General features: G+C 74.8%; 18 protein-coding genes and 1 pseudogene. 15 read left to right on the plus strand and 4 right to left on the minus strand.

Features of this window, described 5'->3' with window-relative positions; all coding sequences use genetic code 11:
- Positions 1 to 178: 178 nt before the first annotated feature.
- From ACPU2J_RS27165 to hypE, 15 genes and pseudogenes are all read left to right on the plus strand, one after another.
- Positions 179 to 1,879: an enoyl-CoA hydratase-related protein gene (locus tag ACPU2J_RS27165; protein WP_420079171.1), complete on the plus strand. Its 1,701-nt coding sequence runs from the start codon at positions 179 to 181 to the stop codon at positions 1,877 to 1,879.
- A 73-nt stretch (positions 1,880 to 1,952) separates the two neighbouring features.
- Positions 1,953 to 3,008, plus strand: coding sequence for a hydrogenase expression protein HypE (locus ACPU2J_RS27170; protein WP_361597828.1), 1,056 nt, complete (start codon positions 1,953 to 1,955; stop codon positions 3,006 to 3,008).
- A gap of 142 nt (positions 3,009 to 3,150) precedes the next feature.
- Positions 3,151 to 4,935 carry a nickel-dependent hydrogenase large subunit gene (locus ACPU2J_RS27175; protein WP_360867021.1) on the plus strand — a complete coding sequence of 595 codons (1,785 nt, stop codon included), beginning with the start codon at positions 3,151 to 3,153 and terminating at the stop codon, positions 4,933 to 4,935.
- Positions 4,932 to 5,459 (plus strand): hypothetical protein, encoded by a 528-nt coding sequence (locus ACPU2J_RS27180; RefSeq protein ID WP_420079170.1) that lies wholly within the window; start codon positions 4,932 to 4,934, stop codon positions 5,457 to 5,459. Before ACPU2J_RS27175 ends, ACPU2J_RS27180 begins: the two co-directional genes overlap by 4 nt.
- Positions 5,456 to 6,154: a DUF5947 family protein gene (locus tag ACPU2J_RS27185; protein WP_423834212.1), complete on the plus strand. Its 699-nt coding sequence runs from the start codon at positions 5,456 to 5,458 to the stop codon at positions 6,152 to 6,154. The genes ACPU2J_RS27180 and ACPU2J_RS27185 overlap by 4 nt, the downstream gene beginning before the upstream one ends.
- Complete coding sequence (locus ACPU2J_RS27190) at positions 6,151 to 6,849, plus strand: DUF6084 family protein (protein WP_420079168.1); 699 nt, start codon at positions 6,151 to 6,153, stop codon at positions 6,847 to 6,849. Before ACPU2J_RS27185 ends, ACPU2J_RS27190 begins: the two co-directional genes overlap by 4 nt.
- Positions 6,846 to 8,252, plus strand: a complete 1,407-nt coding sequence (locus ACPU2J_RS27195) for a hypothetical protein (RefSeq protein ID WP_420079167.1) — start codon at positions 6,846 to 6,848, stop codon at positions 8,250 to 8,252. Before ACPU2J_RS27190 ends, ACPU2J_RS27195 begins: the two co-directional genes overlap by 4 nt.
- Positions 8,249 to 8,818: a hydrogenase maturation protease gene (locus tag ACPU2J_RS27200; protein ID WP_399817158.1), complete on the plus strand. Its 570-nt coding sequence runs from the start codon at positions 8,249 to 8,251 to the stop codon at positions 8,816 to 8,818. The genes ACPU2J_RS27195 and ACPU2J_RS27200 overlap by 4 nt, the downstream gene beginning before the upstream one ends.
- Positions 8,815 to 8,919, plus strand: coding sequence for a DUF6893 family small protein (locus ACPU2J_RS27205; RefSeq protein ID WP_420079165.1), 105 nt, complete (start codon positions 8,815 to 8,817; stop codon positions 8,917 to 8,919). The genes ACPU2J_RS27200 and ACPU2J_RS27205 overlap by 4 nt, the downstream gene beginning before the upstream one ends.
- Before the next feature lie 127 nt (positions 8,920 to 9,046).
- On the plus strand, positions 9,047 to 9,442 hold the full coding sequence (locus ACPU2J_RS27210; protein WP_361597842.1) for a hydrogenase maturation nickel metallochaperone HypA: 396 nt from the start codon (positions 9,047 to 9,049) through the stop codon (positions 9,440 to 9,442).
- Positions 9,443 to 9,445: 3 nt separating this feature from the next.
- Positions 9,446 to 10,300 (plus strand): hydrogenase nickel incorporation protein HypB, encoded by an 855-nt coding sequence (gene hypB / locus ACPU2J_RS27215; RefSeq protein ID WP_423834213.1) that lies wholly within the window; start codon positions 9,446 to 9,448, stop codon positions 10,298 to 10,300.
- Positions 10,297 to 12,786: a carbamoyltransferase HypF gene (gene hypF, locus ACPU2J_RS27220; RefSeq protein WP_423834214.1), complete on the plus strand. Its 2,490-nt coding sequence runs from the start codon at positions 10,297 to 10,299 to the stop codon at positions 12,784 to 12,786. The genes hypB and hypF overlap by 4 nt, the downstream gene beginning before the upstream one ends.
- Positions 12,755 to 13,033: pseudogene (locus ACPU2J_RS27225) on the plus strand (HypC/HybG/HupF family hydrogenase formation chaperone); the annotation flags it as partial. The gene hypF and the pseudogene ACPU2J_RS27225, both read left to right, overlap by 32 nt.
- A 143-nt stretch (positions 13,034 to 13,176) precedes the next feature.
- Positions 13,177 to 14,319, plus strand: a complete 1,143-nt coding sequence (gene hypD / locus ACPU2J_RS27230; RefSeq protein WP_420079162.1) for a hydrogenase formation protein HypD — start codon at positions 13,177 to 13,179, stop codon at positions 14,317 to 14,319.
- The gene (hypE, locus tag ACPU2J_RS27235; protein WP_420079161.1) at positions 14,312 to 15,403 is read left to right on the plus strand and encodes a hydrogenase expression/formation protein HypE; all 1,092 of its coding nucleotides are present in this window, start codon (positions 14,312 to 14,314) and stop codon (positions 15,401 to 15,403) included. The genes hypD and hypE overlap by 8 nt, the downstream gene beginning before the upstream one ends.
- 618 nt (positions 15,404 to 16,021) lie before the next feature.
- Here hypE and ACPU2J_RS27240 read toward each other — a convergent pair.
- The 4 genes from ACPU2J_RS27240 to ACPU2J_RS27255 form a co-directional block, all read right to left on the minus strand.
- Complete coding sequence (locus ACPU2J_RS27240) at positions 16,022 to 16,237, minus strand: hypothetical protein (protein ID WP_361597854.1); 216 nt, start codon at positions 16,235 to 16,237, stop codon at positions 16,022 to 16,024.
- Entirely contained in the window at positions 16,237 to 16,863 is a 627-nt protein-coding gene (locus tag ACPU2J_RS27245; RefSeq protein WP_423834215.1) for a hypothetical protein, read from the minus strand. The genes ACPU2J_RS27240 and ACPU2J_RS27245 overlap by 1 nt, the downstream gene beginning before the upstream one ends.
- Positions 16,864 to 17,004: 141 nt before the next feature.
- A complete protein-coding gene (locus ACPU2J_RS27250) occupies positions 17,005 to 17,532 on the minus strand; it encodes an SMI1/KNR4 family protein (RefSeq protein WP_420079158.1) in 528 nt (175 codons plus the stop codon).
- Positions 17,533 to 17,564: 32 nt separating this feature from the next.
- Positions 17,565 to 19,412, minus strand: a complete 1,848-nt coding sequence (locus ACPU2J_RS27255; protein WP_423834216.1) for a TerD family protein — start codon at positions 19,410 to 19,412, stop codon at positions 17,565 to 17,567.
- Between the last annotated feature and the right edge of the window lie 74 nt (positions 19,413 to 19,486).

Below are 19,486 nucleotides of genomic sequence, written 5' to 3' on the forward strand. Positions count from 1 at the left end.
GTAGGGCCGAGCGGGCGCGCCCGGCGGCGCTTTCGGGTGACTTCGCCGCACGGCTTCGGCGGCGGGCGGTCCGGGGTGGCCGAGCATCTCAGGCGGCCGGTCATGTTCCGGTCACGAGCTGCACCGATCAGGCCCGGCACCGCGACACCACGGCTCCGGGCCGCCGCCGGGAGAACACGTGTACGTCCTGCTCGTCGCGAGCGCGTTCAACAGCCTCACGCAGCGAGTCCACGCCGAGCTGCGCGACCGCGGCCACCGCGTGGCCGTCGAACTCGCCGTGCCCGGCACCGCCTGGCCGGAGGCCGTGCACCGCCACCGGCCCGACCTGGTCCTCGCGCCGATGCTGCGCACGGCCCTCCCCGAGGACGTCTGGACCGCGTACACCTGCCTCGTCGTGCACCCCGGCCCGGTCGGCGACCGCGGCCCAGCCTCCCTCGACCACGCCGTCCAGGACGGGGAGGACCGGTGGGGCGTCACCGTCCTCCAGGCCGTCGCCGAGCTGGACGCCGGGGACGTCTGGGCCACCGTCGGCTGCCCCGTGCCACCCGTCGCCAAGAGCGACCTCTACCGCGGTGAGATCGCCGACGCCGCGCTGGAGGCCGTCCACCTCGCCGTGGAGCGCTTCGCCTCCGGTACGTACGTCCCGCGGCCCCAGTCGGAGGGCCGTACCCGGCCGGCGCTGCGCCAGGAGCAGCGCCGGATCGACTGGGAGGCGGACGGCACGGACCGGGTCCTGCGCCTGCTGCGCGCCGCCGACTCCCGGCCCGGCGTACGGGACCGGCTGCTCGGCGGCGACTGGTACCTGATCGGCGGCCACCGCGAGGACGGGCTGCGCGGCCGTCCGGGCGAGCTGCTGGCCACGCGGGCCGGGGCGCTCTGCCGGGCCACGGCCGACGGCGCCGTCTGGATCCCGGAGCTGCGCGCCGTCCGCCCGCCCGGCGGCCCGGCCGCCCCCAGGCTCCCCGCGACGCTCGCCCTCGGGGAGCGGCTGCCGCGGCTGCCCGAGCGGCCCGCGCCGCCGGAGGCCGGCCCGTACCGCCCGGTCTGGTCCGACATCGGCTACCGGGAGGAGGGGCTGGCCGGGTTCCTGTCGTTCTCCTTCCCCGGCGGCGCGATGGGCACGACGCACTGTCGGCGGCTCCTGGAGGCATACCGGGCCGCGTGCGCCCGCCCCACCTCCGTCCTGGTGCTGGGCGGCGGCCGGGACTTCTTCTCCAACGGGATCCACCTGGGCGTCATCGAGGCCGCCGCCGACCCGGCAGCCGAGTCCTGGGACAACATCAACGCCATGGACGACCTCGTCGAGGCCGTCCTGACCACCACCGACCGGCTCGTGGTCAGCGCCCTCGGCGGCAACGCCGCGGCCGGCGGCGTCATGCTCGCCCTCGCCGCGGACGAGGTGTGGTGCCGCTCGGGCGTCGTGCTGAACCCGCACTACCGCCTGATGGGCCTCTACGGCTCCGAGTACTGGACGTACACCCTGCCGCGCCGGGTCGGTGCCGCCGTCGCCGACCGCCTCACCGCGGAGGCCCTGCCGCTCGGCGCGGCGGCCGCGCACCGGCTCGGACTGGTCGACCGTACGGTGCCCTGCGCACCCGGCGACTTCGGAGCCGAAACGGAGCGTCTCGCGACCCGTCTGGCGGATCTGCCGGCCACGGGCTCCCGCATCGCGGCCAAGAAGGCGGCGCGCGACCGCGACGAGGCGAGGCGCCCGCTGGCCGCCCACCGGGAGGCCGAGCTGGCCCGGATGCGGCGGACCTTCCTCGATCCGGACGCCCCGTATCACGCCCTGCGACGGGCCTTCGTCCGCAAGGAACGCGCGAGCGCCGTCACTGGACCGGCCGAACAGGACGCGGCACCCGGCCCGGCCGCCTGTTAGCAAGAAGGGTGGGGCCGAGACGGTCCGCCTCCCCCCACCCCCTCACCCCGATCCCTCCCCGAGGAGGCAGCGCATGGCCGCTGTGACGAAGGACCCGGCCGACGACCCGTTGATCCACATCCTCTGGATCAACGCCGGCCTGAGCTGCGACGGTGACTCCGTGTCCCTGACGGCGGCGATGCAGCCAAGCATCGAGGAGATCGTCACCGGCACCCTGCCGGGCCTCCCCAGGATCGCCGTGCACTGGCCTCTGATCGACTTCGAGTGCGGCCCCGTCGGCGGCGCCGACACCTTCATCGAGTGGTTCTTCAAGGGCGAGCGCGGCGAGATCGACCCGTTCGTGCTGGTCGTGGAGGGCTCGATCCCCAACGAGTCCATCAAGCCGGAGGGCTACTGGTGCGGCTTCGGCGACGATCCGGAGACCGGACAGCCGATCACCACCAGCGAGTGGATCGACCGGCTCGCCCCCAAGGCGCTGGCCGTCGTCGCCATCGGCACCTGCGCCACCTACGGCGGCATCCACGCGATGGAGGGCAACCCGACGGGTGCCATGGGCGTGCCCGACTACCTGGGCTGGGACTGGAAGTCGCAGGCGGGCATCCCGATCGTCTGCGTGCCGGGCTGCCCGATCCAGCCCGACAACTTCTCCGAGACCCTGACCTACCTGCTCTACCAGGCGGCCGGGTCCGCCCCGATGATCCCCCTCGACGACAAGCTGCGTCCGACCTGGCTGTTCGGCGCGACGGTGCACGAGGGCTGCGACCGGGCCGGCTACTACGAGCAGGGCCAGTTCGCCCACACCTACGATTCCCCGAAGTGCCTGGTCAAGCTGGGCTGCTGGGGTCCGGTGGTGAAGTGCAACGTGCCCAAGCGCGGCTGGATGAACGGCATCGGCGGCTGCCCCAACGTCGGCGGCATCTGCATCGCCTGCACCATGCCCGGTTTCCCCGACAAGTTCATGCCCTTCATGGACGAGCCCCCGGGCGCGAAGGTCTCCACGACCGCGAGCGGGGCGTACGGCGCGGTGATCCGCAAGCTCCGCGAGGTCACGGCCCACACCGTGGACGAGGAGCCGAAGTGGCGGCGCACCGGCCGGGCCCTGACCACGGGATACCGCCCGCCCTGGTGACCGGCCGGCCGCCGCTCCTCCGGCCCGCGTCCGGGGCCCCGCCCACCCGCGGGGCCCCGGACCCCTCACGTACCGCACTCCGACTCCAGCCCCACACGCACGCACGCGTCACGCGCACCGACGAAGGGTCACGGCAGACACGATGGCACCGAACACGAAGCCGGCCGGCGACGGCAGCGGCCTGGTGGAGATGGCCTGGGATCCGATCACCCGGATCGTGGGCAGCCTCGGCATCCACACGAAGATCGACTTCAAGCAGAAGCGGGTCGCGGAGTGCTACAGCACCTCGTCGGTCTTCCGCGGCTACAGCGTCTTCATGCGCGGCAAGGACCCGCGTGACGCCCACTTCATCACCAGCCGCATCTGCGGCATCTGCGGCGACAACCACGCCACCTGCTCGGTGTACGCGCAGAACATGGCCTACGGGGTGAAGCCGCCCCACCTCGGCGAGTGGATCATCAACCTCGGCGAGTCCGCGGAGTACATGTTCGACCACAACATCTTCCAGGAGAACCTGGTCGGGGTCGACTACTGCGAGAAGATGGTCCGCGAGACCAACCCGGGCGTCCTGGAACTGGCCGAGCGCACCGAGGCTCCGCACGCCGGCGAGCACGGCTACCGCACCATCGCCGACATCATGCGCTCCCTGAACCCCATCGAGGGCGAGTTCTACCGCGAGGCCCTCCAGGTCAGCCGCTACACGCGCGAGATGTTCTGCCTGATGGAGGGCCGCCACGTGCACCCCTCCACCCTCTACCCGGGCGGCGTCGGCACGGTCGCCTCGGTCCAGCTCTTCACGGACTACATGAGCCGGCTGATGCGCTACGTCGAGTTCATGAAGCGCGTCGTCCCCCTCCACGACGACCTCTTCGACTTCTTCTACGAGGCCCTGCCCGGCTACGAGGAGGTCGGCCGGCGCCGGGTGCTGCTGGGCTGCTGGGGCGCCCTCAACGACCCCGAGCACTGCGACTTCACCTACGCCAACATGACCGACTGGGGACGGAAGATGTTCGTCACCCCGGGCGTCGTCGTGGACGGCAAGCTCGTCACCAACGACCTCACCGAGATCAACCTCGGCATCCGCATCCTGCTCGGCAGCTCCTACTACGACGACTGGCAGGGCCAGGAGCAGTTCGTCACCCACGACCCGCTCGGCAACCCGGTCGACCCGCGCCACCCCTGGAACCAGCACACCATCCCCGCCCCGCAGAAGCGGAACTTCGACGACAAGTACAGCTGGGTGATGTCCCCCCGCTGGTTCGACGGCAAGGACCACCTCGCCCTCGACACCGGCGGCGGCCCCATCGCCCGCCTGTGGTCGACCGCTCTGTCCGGCCTGGTCGACGTCGGCTACGTCAAGGCCACCGGCCACAGCGTCGTCATCAACCTGCCGCGCACCATGACCAAGCCCGAGACCCGCTTCGAGTGGAAGATCCCGAAGTGGTCCAACGCGCTGGAGCGCAACCGCGCCCGCACCTACTTCCAGGCGTACGCGGCCGCCATCGCCCTGCACTGCGCCGAGAAGGGCCTCGCCGAGGTCCGCGCCGGACGCACCCAGACCTGGGAGAAGTTCGAGGTGCCGGACGAGTCCATCGGGGTCGGCTTCACCGAGGCGGTGCGCGGCGTCCTCTCGCACCACATGGTCATCCGCGACGGGAAGATCGCCAACTACCACCCCTACCCGCCCACCCCGTGGAACGCCAGCACCCGCGACACCTTCGGCACGCCGGGCCCCTACGAGGACGCGGTGCAGAACACCCCGATCTTCGAGGAGAACACCCCGGAGAACTTCAAGGGCATCGACATCATGCGCGCCGTGCGCAGCTTCGACCCCTGTCTGCCCTGCGGGGTCCACATGTACGTGGGCGGCGGCAAGACGGTGAAGACCATGCACGTGCCCACCGGCCTGAGCGGACTGGGCGGATGAGCGCCGCCGTCGACGCCCGCGAGGCGGGCCGGCGCGTCGAGGAGGTCCTCGACGCGCTGGCCGCCGACGGCAGCCGCGAGAGCTGCGCCGCCGCCGAGGAACTCGTGCGCGTGCTCATGGAGTTCTACGGCGCCGGGCTCGCCCGGATCGTCGAGAGGCTGGGAGCGGGCCCGGTGACCGCCCTCGCCGACGACGAGCTGGTGGCGAGCCTGTTCTCCCTGCACGGCCTGCACCCCGAGGACGTGCACACCCGCATCGCCCGCGCCCTGGCCCGGTCCGGCGACCGGGTGGAGCAGGTCGGCTTCGACGAGGCCACCGGCGTGCTGCGGCTGCGCCCCGCGCCGGCCGCCGCGGGCGGCTGCGGCTGCGGCAGCGGCGCAGGCGGGGGTGCGCAGGACATCGAGGACACCCTCGCCTGCTTCGCCCCCGAGGTGACCGGCATCGAGATGGACCCGGCTCCGGCCCCGGAGCCGCCGCTCCTGCAGATCGGCGTCCGCCCGCACAGCCCGGCGCGGGTGCCGTGACCGGCCCCGCCGCCCGTACGGACGGACTCCGCGGGCCGGGCCGCACGGACGCCCCCCGCGGGCTGAGCCGGTTCACCGGCCCGCGGCCGCCCCGGCCCGAGGTCTGCGAACTGTGCGGGGTGGCGGTGCCCGCGGACGGACACCGCCACCTGGTCGAGACGCAGAAGCGGGCGCTGGTCTGCGCCTGCACCGCCTGCTCCCTGCTCTTCGACCGGCCCGGTGCGCACACCGGTGCGCGGACCGGCCCCTACCGCGCCGTCCCCGACCGCTTCCTGACCGATCCCGGCCACCGGCTCGACGACGAGCTCTGGGAACTGCTCCGGATCCCCGTCGGGGTGGCCTTCCTCTTCCACAACACCGCCCTGGACCGGCCGGTCGCGCTCTACCCCAGCCCCGCCGGGGCCACCGAGAGCGAACTCGACCCGCGGACCTGGGAACGCGTCCTCGCGTCCGTCCCGCTGGCCGCACTCCTTGCACCCGACACCGAGGCCCTCCTCGTCCACCGCCGGGAGGGCCGCTCCGGCTGCTGGCTGGTCCCGGTCGACGTCTGCTACGAACTGGTGGGCCGGATGCGGCTGCTGTGGCAGGGCTTCGACGGGGGCGCGGAGGCGCGCGCCGCCCTGGACGCCTTCTTCGACGAGGTCGGCCGCCGGGCCAGGCCCGTCGGCCCGGCGACGGAAGCGGGCCGCTCGTGACGGACCTCTCCTTCGCCTGCACCGGCGTACGGGCCGATCCGTACGCCGCCGGCCCCACGCTCGTCTTCCGGCTGCGGGTCACCGCCGCCGGAGGTGCCCGGGTGCACGCCCTCGCGCTGCGCTGCCAGATCCGCATCGAACCCGCCCGGCGCGGCTACGACCGCGCCGAGGCGGACGGACTGGCGGACCTCTTCGGCGAGCGCTCCCGCTGGGCCGACACCCTCCACCCGGTGCAGTTCGCCCAGGTCCCGGTCATGGTGCCCGGGTTTACCGGCGAGACCGAGACCGACCTCGTCGTCCCCTGCACCTACGACATGGACATCGCCGCGACCCGGTACTTCGAAGCCCTCCGGGAGGGCGAGGTGCCCCTGCTGATGCTGTTCTCCGGCACCGCCTTCACCGGTGACGGCGGCTTCCGGGTCGAGCCGGTGCCCTGGGACCGCGAAGCCGCGTACCGGATGCCCGTGGCCGTGTGGCGCGAGATGCTCGAACAGCACTTCCCCGGCTGCGGATGGCTCCGGCTGCCCGCCGACACCATGGCCGAGCTGCTCGCCCACCGCTCCCGCCACGCGTTCCCCTCGTGGGAGGCGACCGTCCGCGCCCTGCTGGACGCGGCCGCCCCGCAGGAGGCCCCGCCCGGCGCGGCACGGCTCGCCGGGACCCGGCCGCGCGTCACCGAGAGGACGGCCCCGTGACCGCCACCACCGCAGCCGACCCCCGCTTCGGCGCCGCCCGGCAGGTGGCCGACGCCGTGCTCCTGGAGGGGTACGTGCTCTACCCCTACCGGGCCTCCGCCGCCAAGAACCGGCTGCGCTGGCAGTTCGGCGTGCTGGTCCCCCCGGCCTGGGGGCCGGCGCACGACGAACACTCCTGCCAGCAGACCGAGCTCCTGATGGAGCCGAAGGCGGACGCGACGCTCACCGTGGAGCTCCGCTTCCTGCACGCCCAGCGGCGCACCGTCCTGCGGGCTCTGGAGGACGGCACCTTCACGGCGACGGAGGAACTGCACCTGCCCGACCGGGTCCTCGTCCCCTGGGACGAAGGCGCCGAGGAACGCGTGGAACTCCGGCTGCCCGTCACCGAACTGACGGGGCACGGCGCCGCCGTCCCCTTCCGCCGTCCCGCCCGCGAAACGACCGAGGACGTCACCGACGCCGACGGCCGCACGGTGGGCCGCCTGGTGCGGCGCACCGAGGAGATCGAGGGCGTCCTGCGGCTGCGCGCCGTCGAACTGGAAGGTGCCTACCGGGTGTTCCGGCTCACCGCGGTGGTCGAGAACACCAGCCCGTGGGCCCCCGCGGACGGTGGCGCCGACGACCGCGAGGCGGCCCTGCCGCGCTCCCTGGTCGCCGCCCACCTCCTGCTGGGACTCGACTCCGGCTCCTTCCTCTCCATGACCGACCCGCCCGAATGGGCCCGCCCGGCGGTCGCCGCCTGCGTCAACCGCCACACCTGGCCGGTGCTCGCCGGAGCGGACGGCCGCGCCGACGTGGTCCTCTCCTCGCCGATCATCCTGGAGGACCACCCGGCGATCGCCCCCGAGAGCGCGGGCGCCATGTACGACGCCACCGAGATCGACGAGATCCTCGCCCTGCGCACGGCCGCCCTCACCGAGCAGGAGAAGCGCGAGGCACGCGGTACGGACCCCCGGGCCGCCGCCGTCGTCGACCTCGCCGACTCGCTGCCGCCCGAGGTGCTGGAACGACTGCACGGCGCCGTGCGGTCCCTGCGCGAGGTCACCGGGGAGGTGCCGACGCTGACGGAGATCCCGGCCGAGGAGGCCGTGTTCCGGCCGGACACCCCCTGGTGGGACCCCGCCGGAGCCGCGGCCCCCGACCCCGGCCCGGTCAGCGTCGACGGGGTTCCCGTCGGCCCCGGCAGCCGGGTCCGGCTCCGCCCCGGAGCGCGTCGCACCGACGCCCAGGACCTCTTCCTGCACGGCCGTTCCGCCCACGTGGAGGCCGTCCTGCACGACGTCGACGGGGGAGTGCACCTCGCCGTCACCGTGGAGGACGACCCGGGCGCCGACATCCGCCGCGAACAGGGCCGCTTCCTCTACTTCCAGCCCGACGAGGTCACCCCGCTGGAGGACGCGTGAGCCCCAGGACCCTGATCGCGGGCATCGGCAACGTCTTCCTCGGCGACGACGGCTTCGGTGTGGAGACCGTACGGGCGCTGGCCGGGCACCCGCTGCCCGACGGCGCGGAGGCGGTGGACTTCGGCGTCCGCGGCGTCCACCTCGCCTACCAACTGCTCGACGGCTACGACACGCTGCTGCTGGTCGACGCCACCGCGCGTGGCGGCGAACCGGGCACGCTGTACCTCATCGAGGCGGGCACGGCGGCGGATTCCGGGGACGGCTCCGGGCCCGGTCCCGGGCCCGCGGTGGAGCCCGGCGGCCCCGCGGTCCTCGACGGACACCACATGTCACCCGACACCGTTCTCGCCCTGCTGGACACCCTGTGCGCCGGGACCGGCACCACCCCGCCCCGGCGCACCCTGGTCCTCGGCTGCGAACCAGCCTGCGTCGAGGAGGGCATCGGCCTGAGCGCACCCGTGGCCGCCGCCGTACCGCGGGCCGTGCGCATGGCCCTGGACCTGCTGGGCGAAACGGCCCCCGACGAGGCGGGCGCACCCCGCCGAGCACTGAGGAGAACACCGTGAAGAAGGCCTTCATCGGCGGGGCCGCGGCCGCCGCCCTCGCCGTCGTCGTCCTGCAGGTACTCCCCGACATCAAGCGCTACCTGCGCATCCGCAAGATGTGACGGCCCGCTCCGCCACCCGCCGCGCCCCCCGCCGCCGAACGGCGTACGGGGGGCGCGGCGCACCGGCGTGCCCGCCCGCGGCGTCGTCCTCCCGCCGGTGTAATGAGCCCCGGCAGGACGGAGACCGATGCACGAGATGTCGATCGCCATGGCCGTCGTGGGCCAGGTGGAAGAAGCGGCCCGGGCGGGCGGCGCCGACGCCGTCACCGCCGTACGCCTCCGGGTGGGCGAGCTGGCCGGCGTCGTACCCGACGCCCTGGCCTTCTGCTTCGAACTCGCCTGCGCCGGAACGGTCCTGGAGGGCGCGCGGCTCACCACCGAGACCGTGGCCGGCCGCGCCCGCTGCCGTTCCTGCCCGGGCACCTGGGACGTCGGCATGCCCCCCGAACTGTGCTGTCCCGGATGCGGCAGGGCCACGGACGTGGAACTCCTGTCCGGCCGCGAACTGGAGATCCTCAGCGTGCGCTGGGAGGACGGCCCCGCCGGACCCCGCACCCGCGAACCGATTCCCGAGGAGGCCTGAACCATGTGCCGAGAGGTCGATCTGCGGCAGGCGGTGCTCGCCAAGAACGACAGCGCCGCCCAGGCCCTGCGCACCGCACTCGCCGCGCGCGGGACGACGGTCGTCAACCTGCTCTCCAGCCCCGGCAGCGGCAAGACCGCGCTGCTGGAGCGCGAACTGCTCCGCGCACGGGAGCGCGCGGTGCCCGTCGCCGCGCTGACCGCCGACCTCGCCACGGAGAACGACGCCACCCGGCTGGCGCGTTCGGGCGTACCCGTCAGGCAGGTGCTCACCGACGGGCTGTGCCACCTGGAGGCCGGGATGCTCGGCCGGCACCTGGACGGCTGGCTGCCCGAGGACACCCGGGTGCTCTTCGTGGAGAACGTCGGCAACCTGGTCTGTCCGGCCACCTACGACCTGGGGGAGTCGCTGCGGGTGGTCCTCGCCTCGGTCACCGAGGGGGAGGACAAGCCCCTGAAGTACCCGACCGCGTTCGGACTCGCGCAGCTCGTCGTGGTCACCAAGACCGACATCGCGCGGGCCGTCGAGTTCGACGAGACCGCCTTCCTGGCCAACGTCCAGCGGGTCAACCCCGGCGTGGAGGTCCTCATGACCTCGGCCCGCGCCGGCGAGGGCACGGGGCTGCTGCTCGACCGGGCGCTGCGGACCGCGGCCGGGGACGCCGCGCACACCCCGGTGATGGCGGGCCGGCCGCAGACCCCCGCGGCGGGGCACGACCACACCCACGGTCCCGGCCACGGGCACACCCACGGCGGCCACGGCCACGGCCACGGCCACGGGCATGGTCACGGCCAGGGACACGGGCCCGATCACGACCACCACCACCCGCACGTCCGGTCCGCCGCGCAGCCCCGATGACGCCGGCGGTGCAGCGCCGCCGGATCACCGTCCGGGGCGTCGTCCAGGGGGTCGGCTTCCGCCCCTACGTGTACACCCGGGCCACCGGGCTCGGCCTCGCGGGACACGTCACCAACACGTCCGAAGGCGTCGTCGCCGAGGTCGAGGGCACTCCCGCGGCCGTGCTGCTGTTCTGCGAACGGCTCGCGGCGGACGCGCCCCCGCTGGCCGTCGTCGACGCCGTCGACCACCACGAGGTCCCCGTGGCGGGCGGCACGGGCTTCACCATCGTCGCCTCCCGCGGGGGCGGCCCCGCCCGCACCCTGGTCTCCCCGGACGTCGCCACCTGCGCCGACTGCCTCGCCGAACTGGCCGACCCCGCCGACCGCCGCCACCGGCACCCGTTCATCACCTGCACCCACTGCGGGCCGCGCTTCACCATCGTCACCGGCCTGCCCTACGACCGCGCCCACACCACCATGGCCCGCTTCCCCCTGTGCCCCGACTGCGCCCGCGAGTACGGCGATCCCGCCGACCGGCGTTTCCACGCCCAGCCGGTCGCCTGCCACGCCTGCGGCCCGCGGCTGCGCCTGCTCACCGGGACCCCGGGAAACCCGCCCGCCGAGAGCACGGACCCCGATCCGGTCGCCGCCGCCCGCCGCCTCCTGGCGGCCGGGGCGATCCTCGCCGTCAAGGGCCTGGGCGGCTACCACCTGGCCTGCGACGCCACCCACCCCACGGCCGTCGCCGAACTGCGCCGCCGCAAGGCACGCGGCGACAAGCCCTTCGCCCTGATGGCACGGGACCTCCACGACGCCGGCCTGTACGCGCACATCGGCCCCGAGGAACGCGCACTGCTCACGGGCGGGGCACGCCCCATCGTGCTGCTGCGCCGCCGCGCCGCCACCGGCACGGCACAGGACGCGGGAGCCCCGGGCGCGCTCGCCGACGCGGTCGCCCCGCGCTGCCCCGACCTCGGCGTGATGCTCCCGTACACCCCCGTCCACCACCTCCTGCTCGGCCTCCCCGCAGACCCCCCGGGACCCCGGCTGCTCGTCATGACCAGCGGCAACCTCGCCGGGGAGCCCATCGTCACCGACGACGCGGAGGCCCTGGAGCGGCTCGCCGGCCTCGCCGACGCCTGGCTGACGCACGACCGCCCCATCCACGTGCCGTGCGACGACTCGGTCGTACGGGTCTGCGACGGCGAGACCCTCACGGTGCGGCGCGCCCGCGGCTACGCCCCGCTGCCCCTCCCGCTGCCCCTGCCCGTCCCCCCGCTCCTCGCCGCCGGCGGGGACCTGAAGAACACCTTCTGCCTCGGCGAGGGACGCCAGGCCTGGCTCTCCGCCCACATCGGGGACATGGACGACCTCGCCACCCGGCACGCCCTCGAACGCGCCGAACGGCAGCTGGAGTCCATCACCGGAGTCACCCCGGCGCTCCTCGCCGCCGACCGGCATCCCGGCTACCGTTCCACGGCCTGGGCCCGGGGCGCCGCCGGATCCCGGCCGCTCGTTTACGTCCAGCACCACCACGCCCACGTCGCCTCGGCCATGGCCGAACACGGCCTGGACGGCCGCCGCCCCGTCATCGGCGTCGCCTTCGACGGCACCGGCTACGGGGACGACGGCGCCGTGTGGGGCGGCGAGGTCCTCATCGCCGACTACGCGGGACACGCCCGCTTCGCCCACCTCGCGTACGTCCCGCTGCCGGGCGGCGACGCGGCCGTGCGGCGCCCGTACCGCATGGCGCTGTCGCACCTGCGGGCCGCCGGGCTCGCCCGCACGCCCGACCTGCCGTGCGTCGCCGCCTGCCCCGCCGACGAACTGCGCGTACTGGAGCGCCAGCTCGAACGCGGCCTGAACTGCGTCCCGACCTCCAGCATGGGCCGCCTCTTCGACGCCGTCTCCTCCCTCGCGGGCATCTGCCACCACGCCCGCTACGAGGCACAGGCCGCGATCGAGCTGGAGGCCGCGGCCCTCGGTTCCGGCGTGGCCGCCGGGCCCGGCTACGCCTTCGGCATCCACGTCCCCGACGACCCCGCCGGAGGGCCGGTCACCGCCGACCCCGGGCCCGTCCTGGCCGCCGTGGCGGCCGAGGTGCGGGCGGGCACGGATCCGGCGCTGATCGCCGCCCGCTTCCACACCTCCGTCACCTCCCTCGTCGCCGCGCTCTGCGGGCTCGCGCGCGACCGGCACGGCATCGACACCGTCGCCCTGACCGGCGGCGTCTTCGCCAACACCCTGCTGTCCTCGGCCTGCGCCCGCACCCTGCGCGCCGCCGGGTTCACCGTCCTGCGCCACGGCCGGGTCCCCCCGAACGACGGCGGGCTGTCCCTCGGCCAGCTCATGGTGGCGGCGGCGACGGCAGCCGCGGGGGCCACGGCGGCCGCGGAGCACACAGCGGCCGCGGAGCACACAGCGGCCGCCGACGCCGCGGCGATCGAGCACCACCCACAGCGAGGAGGAACCCATGTGCCTGGCGGTACCCGGCAGAGTGCTTGAGATCGCGGAGAAGGACGGCACCCGCATGGCCACCGTCGACTTCGGCGGGGTGCAGAAGGAGGTCTGCCTGGAGTACCTGCCCGACCTCCGCGTCGGCGAGTACGCCATCGTCCACGTGGGGTTCGCCCTCCAGCGGCTCGACGAGGAGTCGGCCCGCCAGACCCTGGAGCTCTTCGAGCAACTCGGCATGCTCCAGGAGGAGTTCGGCGACCCCTGGGAGCAGGCCGCCGCCCAGGCGGGACCCGATGCCCCCTGGCCCTTCGCCGACGGACCGACCGTGGGCGCGAGCCCGGCCGCGGCCGGGGGCGGGGCCGCGTCCGGCGGGTCCGACGTCCCGGCACCGCAGCAGCCCGCACCGCAGCAGACAGCCCCGCAGGAAGAAGCCGCGCAGTGAAGTACATCGAGGAGTTCCAGGACCCCGCCCTCGCCCGGCGGCTGCTCGACGACATCCACGCCACCGTGACCCGCCCCTGGGCCCTGATGGAGGTCTGCGGCGGCCAGACCCACACCATCATCCGGCACGGCATCGACCAACTCCTGCCGGAACAGGTCGAGTTGATTCACGGCCCCGGCTGCCCGGTGTGCGTCACCCCGCTGGAGGTGATCGACAAGGCACTCGAGATCGCCTCCCGCCCCGACGTGATCTTCTGCTCCTTCGGCGACATGCTCCGCGTCCCCGGCACCGGCCGGGACCTCTTCCAGGTGCGCAGCGAGGGCGGCGACGTACGCGTCGTCTACTCCCCGCTCGACGCCCTGCGGATCGCCCAGGACAACCCCGGCCGCCAGGTGGTGTTCTTCGGCATCGGCTTCGAGACCACCGCACCGCCCAACGCCATGACGGTCCACCAGGCCAGGAAGCTCGGCATCGCCAACTTCAGCCTGCTCGTGTCCCACGTGCGCGTCCCCCCGGCCATCGAGGCGATCATGAGCTCGCCGAGCTGCCGGGTCCAGGGCTTCCTGGCCGCCGGGCACGTGTGCAGCGTGATGGGTGTCGGCGAGTACCCCGACCTCGCGGCACGCCACCGCGTACCGATCGTGGTGACCGGGTTCGAGCCGCTGGACATCCTGGAAGGCGTACGACGGGCCGTGCACCAGCTCGAACGCGGCGAGCACACCGTCGACAACGCCTACGCGCGCGCCGTCCGCCCCGAGGGCAACCCGGCCGCCCTCGCCATGCTGGAGGACGTCTTCGAGGTCACCGACCGGGCCTGGCGCGGCATCGGCGTGATCCCCGACAGCGGCTGGCGACTGTCCGAGCGCTACCGGGACTTCGACGCCGAACACCGCTTCTCCGTCACCGGCATCACCACCCGCGAACCGGCCGCCTGCCGCAGCGGCGAGGTGCTCCAGGGACTGCTCAAGCCGCACGAGTGCGAGGCCTTCGGCACGCTCTGCACCCCGCGCAGCCCGCTGGGCGCCACCATGGTCTCCAGCGAGGGCGCCTGCGCCGCCTACTACCTCTACCGGCGGCTGGAGCTCAAGACCGTGCCCGCCGCCGCGACCACCCCGCTGGAGGCGACCCCCGTTGTCTGACACCCGTACCCCCACCCGGACCGACGACGGCACCACGCTCGACATCACCGGCTGGACCTGCCCCGCACCGCTGCGCGACCGGCCACGCGTGGTGATGGGCCACGGCGGCGGCGGAGCCCTCTCCGCCGAGCTCGTCCAGCACCTCTTCGCGCCGGCCTTCGGCGGCGAGGTCCTGGCCGGGCTCGGGGACAGCGCCGCCGTGTCCCTCGGCGGGACCCGCCTGGCGTTCTCCACCGACTCGTACGTCGTGCGGCCGCTGTTCTTCCCCGGCGGCGGCATCGGCGACCTCGCGGTCAACGGCACCGTCAACGACCTGGCCATGAGCGGAGCCCGGGCCGCCTACCTCTCCTGCGGCTTCATCCTGGAGGAGGGCGTCGAGATGTCCGTCGTCGCGCGGGTGGCGCAGGACATGGGCGCCGCCGCACGGGCCGCGGAAGTCGAGATCGTCACGGGCGACACCAAGGTCGTCGAGGCGGGCCACGGGGACGGCATCTACCTCAACACCGCGGGCATCGGGATCATCCCCGACGGAGTGGACCTCCGCCCGCAGCGGGTGGTGCCGGGCGACGTCGTCATCGTCAGCGGCGAGATCGGGCTCCATGGCGTCGCGATCATGAGCGTCCGGGAGGGCCTGGAATTCGGCGTGGACGTCGAGAGCGACTGCGCCGCCCTCGGCGGTCTCGTCCGGAGCATGCTGGCCGTCACCCCCGACCTCCACGTGCTGCGCGACCCCACCCGCGGCGGCCTGGCCGCCTCCCTCAACGAGATCGCGGCCGCGTCGGGCACCGGGGTCGTCATCCACGAGAACCGCGTCCCCGTGCCCCCGGCCGTCGCCAACGCCTGCGCGATCCTCGGCCTCGACCCGCTCTACGTGGCCAACGAGGGCAAGCTGGTCGCCTTCGTCCCCCGCGAGCACGCCGATGCCGTCCTGGAGGCCATGCGCGCGCACCCGCTGGGCCGCGGGGCCGCCGTGATCGGCGAGGCGGTCGACGCCCACGCCGGCCTCGTGGTCGCCCGCACCGCCCTGGGCGGCACCCGCGTGGTGGACCTGCCGATCGGCGAACAACTGCCGCGCATCTGCTGAACGGCCAGGCCACCGCGGCATCCCGCGGGTGTTCGCTGTGCGTTGCCCGCCCCGCCCCGCCCCGCCCCGCGTCGGGCTCCGGGCCCGGCCCGGCCTGGCGCGGACCCGCTTGGCACGGGCCCGCCCCTGGCGTGGGCCTGCTCGGCATGGGCCCGCCTGGCGCGGGCTCGCTCGGCGTGAGCCCGCCAGGGTGTGGGCCTGCTCGGTACGGGCCCGCTTGGCGTGTGCCTGCTCGACATGGGCCTGCTCGGCGTGGGCCCGCCCGGGCGTGGGCCCGTCCGGCGCTGGCCCGCCTGGCACAGGCCCGCCCGCCGCTGCTGGCCTGCTGGCCTGCTCGGCGGGACGGGCCGCGGGCTTGGCCGGGCGGCGGATCGGCGATCCCCGTCTCCGGAGTCCGGGGCAGCCCCGTGAGCGCCACGTCCCCGTGCCGCTCACGGGGTGCGGCCGTGGGCCCGGGCCGCACCCCCGGACCGCATGCCTTCGCGCCGCGAGCAGGCCGTACGCCGCTCGCGGGGCTCGTCCCTGTTCCCGCCCCGGTCCGGGATGCGGGCCCGTGCGCGGGGTCCGGGCCGCCCCCGACGCCGGCCCGGGCCCGCGGGCCCCGCGGATCCCGGACGGTCAGCGGTCGTCCCGCATGTCGTCCAGGTCCTCCTCGGTCAGGTCGTGCATCACGTCCCGCATCGTCGCGTCCTCCCGGCCGCGCTCGTGCGCGATCTCGTCGGGGGTGCGCGGCCTGCCACCGGTCCTCATGCGCTGCGGCTCCGGCGACCGCCCGCGGATCCGTTCGGCTCGGCCCCCGTCCCGGGGGCCGCCGTCCTGCCTGTCGCCGCCCATCACGGTTCAGCCTCCTCGTCCGACCCCCACGTCCTGCTGCTAACCGCTGGGGGGCGGGGCAAACGGGCCCCGGCAGCCCCGGGCAGGACGTGGTCCCGGCGCACCCGGTCCGCGTTGGCCCGCCGGACGCGCTCCTCGTCCGGCGGGGGCGGCTGCCGCACGCCGAGGGCGGAGCCCCGGGCCCCGCCGCCCACCGGGCCCGCCCCCTCCTGGGCGACGGGCAGCGGTACGTGCGGCACGGACGGGTCCGACCCGTCCCCGGGGCCGTCGTCCGCCGGGAGGGCCGCCCGGATCCTGCGCCCGACCGCCACGGGATCGGCCACGGTGACCGCCACGTGGGCGAACGGGCTCCCGGCGTCCAGATCCATGCAGAGCACGGGACCACCGGCCCGCACGGCCACGAAGTCCTCGCCCTCGGTCGTGCGCCGGATCCCGGCGCACCGGCCGGGCCGCCACCTGCCCCGCCCGGCCTCGCCGCGCAGCACCCGCCACCAGTCGGCCTCGACGTGGGCGCGACGCAGCGCCGCCGCCGGCACCCGTACCGCGTTCCGCCGCCGTGCGGCCATCCGCTCGCGCGGACCGAGCCGGACGACCACCTCGTCACCCTCGACGTTCACCCGTGCCATGACACCGCCACCGTCCTTCCGCCCCCGAGGGGCGGCTCCCCGGTATCGGCCGGCTCATGCCCGCCGGGCCCCGCCCGCGCGCCGCCCGACCGTACCTCGCCGGCCTCGCCGGCCTCGCCGGCCTCGCCGGGCTCAGCGGCCTCAGCGGCAGAGCACCTCGATGACCTCGTCGAACCCGGGGAACTCCTCGGCGGCCCGGGCGACGACGTCGGCTGCCGACGCCCTCCGCTCCGGCGCGAACCGCTCCGCGATCGACGCCAGTCCCTCGTGCGGGCGCCCGGTCAGGTCGGTCGCGTACGGGGAACCGGCCTCCGCGGGGCCGTGGCCGTCGGCGAGCAGCCACAGGAAGTCGTCCAGGTCGCGCGCCACGACACCGGTCTCCCCCTCGGAGCCGAGGAAGACGACGGGCTGTTCGCCCACCGGCCGCCCCGGCCGCACCAGCCAGAACGCCGCGTACCCGCCCGTCCCGTCCTGCCCGAACACGCGGAAGGCGTCACCGTCCAGCTCGGTGTTCCCGGTCCAGGCCTGGAACCAGTCCGTGGTGTCCTCGGCGGACAGGAACGCGGGGAAGGGCTCGAAGTCGACGCCGCCGCCGTCCGCGTAGTCGAACGGAACGGCCAGCGCGGCGGCCAGCGAGGCGGGGTACGGTCGGTCATAGGTCTGCGTCACCCGCACAGGCTAGCCGCGGGCTCCGACACCCCTCAGGCGACCTCGATCCCGTAGCCGCGGACCAGGGTCTCCAGGCCGTGGTCGTACCCCTGCCCGACGGCGCGGAAGCGCCACAGCGGGCCGCGGCGGTAGAGCTCGGCCAGCAGCAGGGTGCGTTCGCTCGTGGCGGCGTCGAGCGCGGCCTGCGTCATGACGGGGGCGTCGCTGCCGGGGGCCAGGCTGATCTGGACGGCCCCGATGTCGCCGAAGGTCGCGGTTCCGTCGATGGCGGCGGCGATCGCGATCCGCTGCGCGGCGGGCGGGAGCGCGCCGAGGTCGACCGTGACGGTCTGTTCGGTCGGGCCGTCGCAGAGCAGACGCGTGGCGCCGTCCGGGCTCTCGGGCGCCCCGTAGAAGACGAAATCCCCGTCGGACGAAGCCTGTTCGTCCTCGTCGAGGACGAAGGCCACGACGTCGATCTCGCAGTCCGCGCGCGGCGCCGCCCAGGAGGCGCCGACGTGCCAGCGGCCGGCGGCGGGCAGGGCGGGCAGGTCGACGACCCCGCCGCGGGGGAGGACGACGGCCGACGGGGTGTGCGGGACCGGAGCCCCGGCCGGTTGCGGCGCGGGAGAACCGAGCCACGCCGGCTCGTGGACCGGCAGTCCCATGGAGGTGACGCGGGCCAGCCGCCGGTCGCTTTCACCGCCGGGGAAGAGCACGATGTCGGTGACACTGGCCGACAGGTTGATCGCGGCGGCCCCGCCCAGCTCGACGACCCGCGCACGGGCGGCCGCGGCCTCCTCGTGGGAGCCGCCCAGCACCAGGACCCGCCGCCTGCCGAACGGCTGCACCGTCCGTACCGGCGCGGCCTGCCGGGGAGCCGGCACCTCGGCGACGGCGACGGCGACGGGGGCGGCAACGGCCGGGTCGGGCGCGGCCACGGGCGGCGCGGGCTGCTGCTTCTGATGGGGCGTCCCCGGACGTACGTCCTCGAGGAGGGCGAGGAAGGCGCGTTCGTCCAGCACCGGGACGCCCTCGGACGCCGCCCGCCGGGCCTTCGCCGAACCGCTGCCCGGGGCACCGGAGGGTGCTCCGTTGGCGACGAGTGCGCTGGTGTGCCGGCTGACCGACCCCATCACGTTGAGGCCGGCGGCCACGGAGCGGGCGACCAGCTCCGCCCGGGCCATGTCCGTGTCACCCGTGACGGCGATCTTCATGCCCTGCACGAGCGGCCCGCCGGACACCAGCCGGCCGGGGTTGCGGTACGCGCACGGGACCTTGGGCGCCTTCGGCGCGAACCGCGGGTCCTGCCGGGGCGGGCAGGGCACCAACGGCAGCGCGAGGTCCAGCCGTACGGCCTCGGCGAGGGAGGCGCGGAAGATCCCCGCGAGGACCCGGGTGTCGTCCAGCGCGTCGTGGGCCCTGGTCCGGCGCACCCCGTAGTGGGCGGCCAACGACGCCAGGCTGAAGCTGTCGGTGGGCGGCTCGACCCGCCGGTTCAGCGCCAGGGTGCACAGCCGCCGCGTCGCCGGGAGGGTGACCCCGGCGCGGGCGAACTCGTGGGCGAGGAAGTCGTAGTCGAACTGCGCGTTGTGCGCCACCAGCACCCGGCCCCGGAGCAGCGCGCCGACCCGCTCGGCGATCCGGTCGAACGCGGGCGCTCCGCGCAGCCGTTCGGTGGTGAGCCCGTGGACGTGCACGGGACCGGGATCGCAGCCGGGGTCCACCAGCGTGCTGAACTCCTCCACCGGCTTCCCCTCCGGCCCGAGGGTCAGGACGGCGATCGACAGGATCCGGTCGCGCCGTGCGACCAGCCCGGAGGTTTCGACATCGACCAGCGCCCAGTCGTGCGCGTAGTCGGGCAGGTGGGACACGTCGAGCGCGGCGGCAACAGGAGACATGACAACAAGCATGATTCGGACACCGCCACCGCATCAACCAGAACGCCGAATTGCACCGGGCGTCGACGGTTCGC

Origin of the sequence: Streptomyces manipurensis (assembly GCF_049570255.1) — a bacterium.
Taxonomy (GTDB): domain Bacteria; phylum Actinomycetota; class Actinomycetes; order Streptomycetales; family Streptomycetaceae; genus Streptomyces; species Streptomyces manipurensis.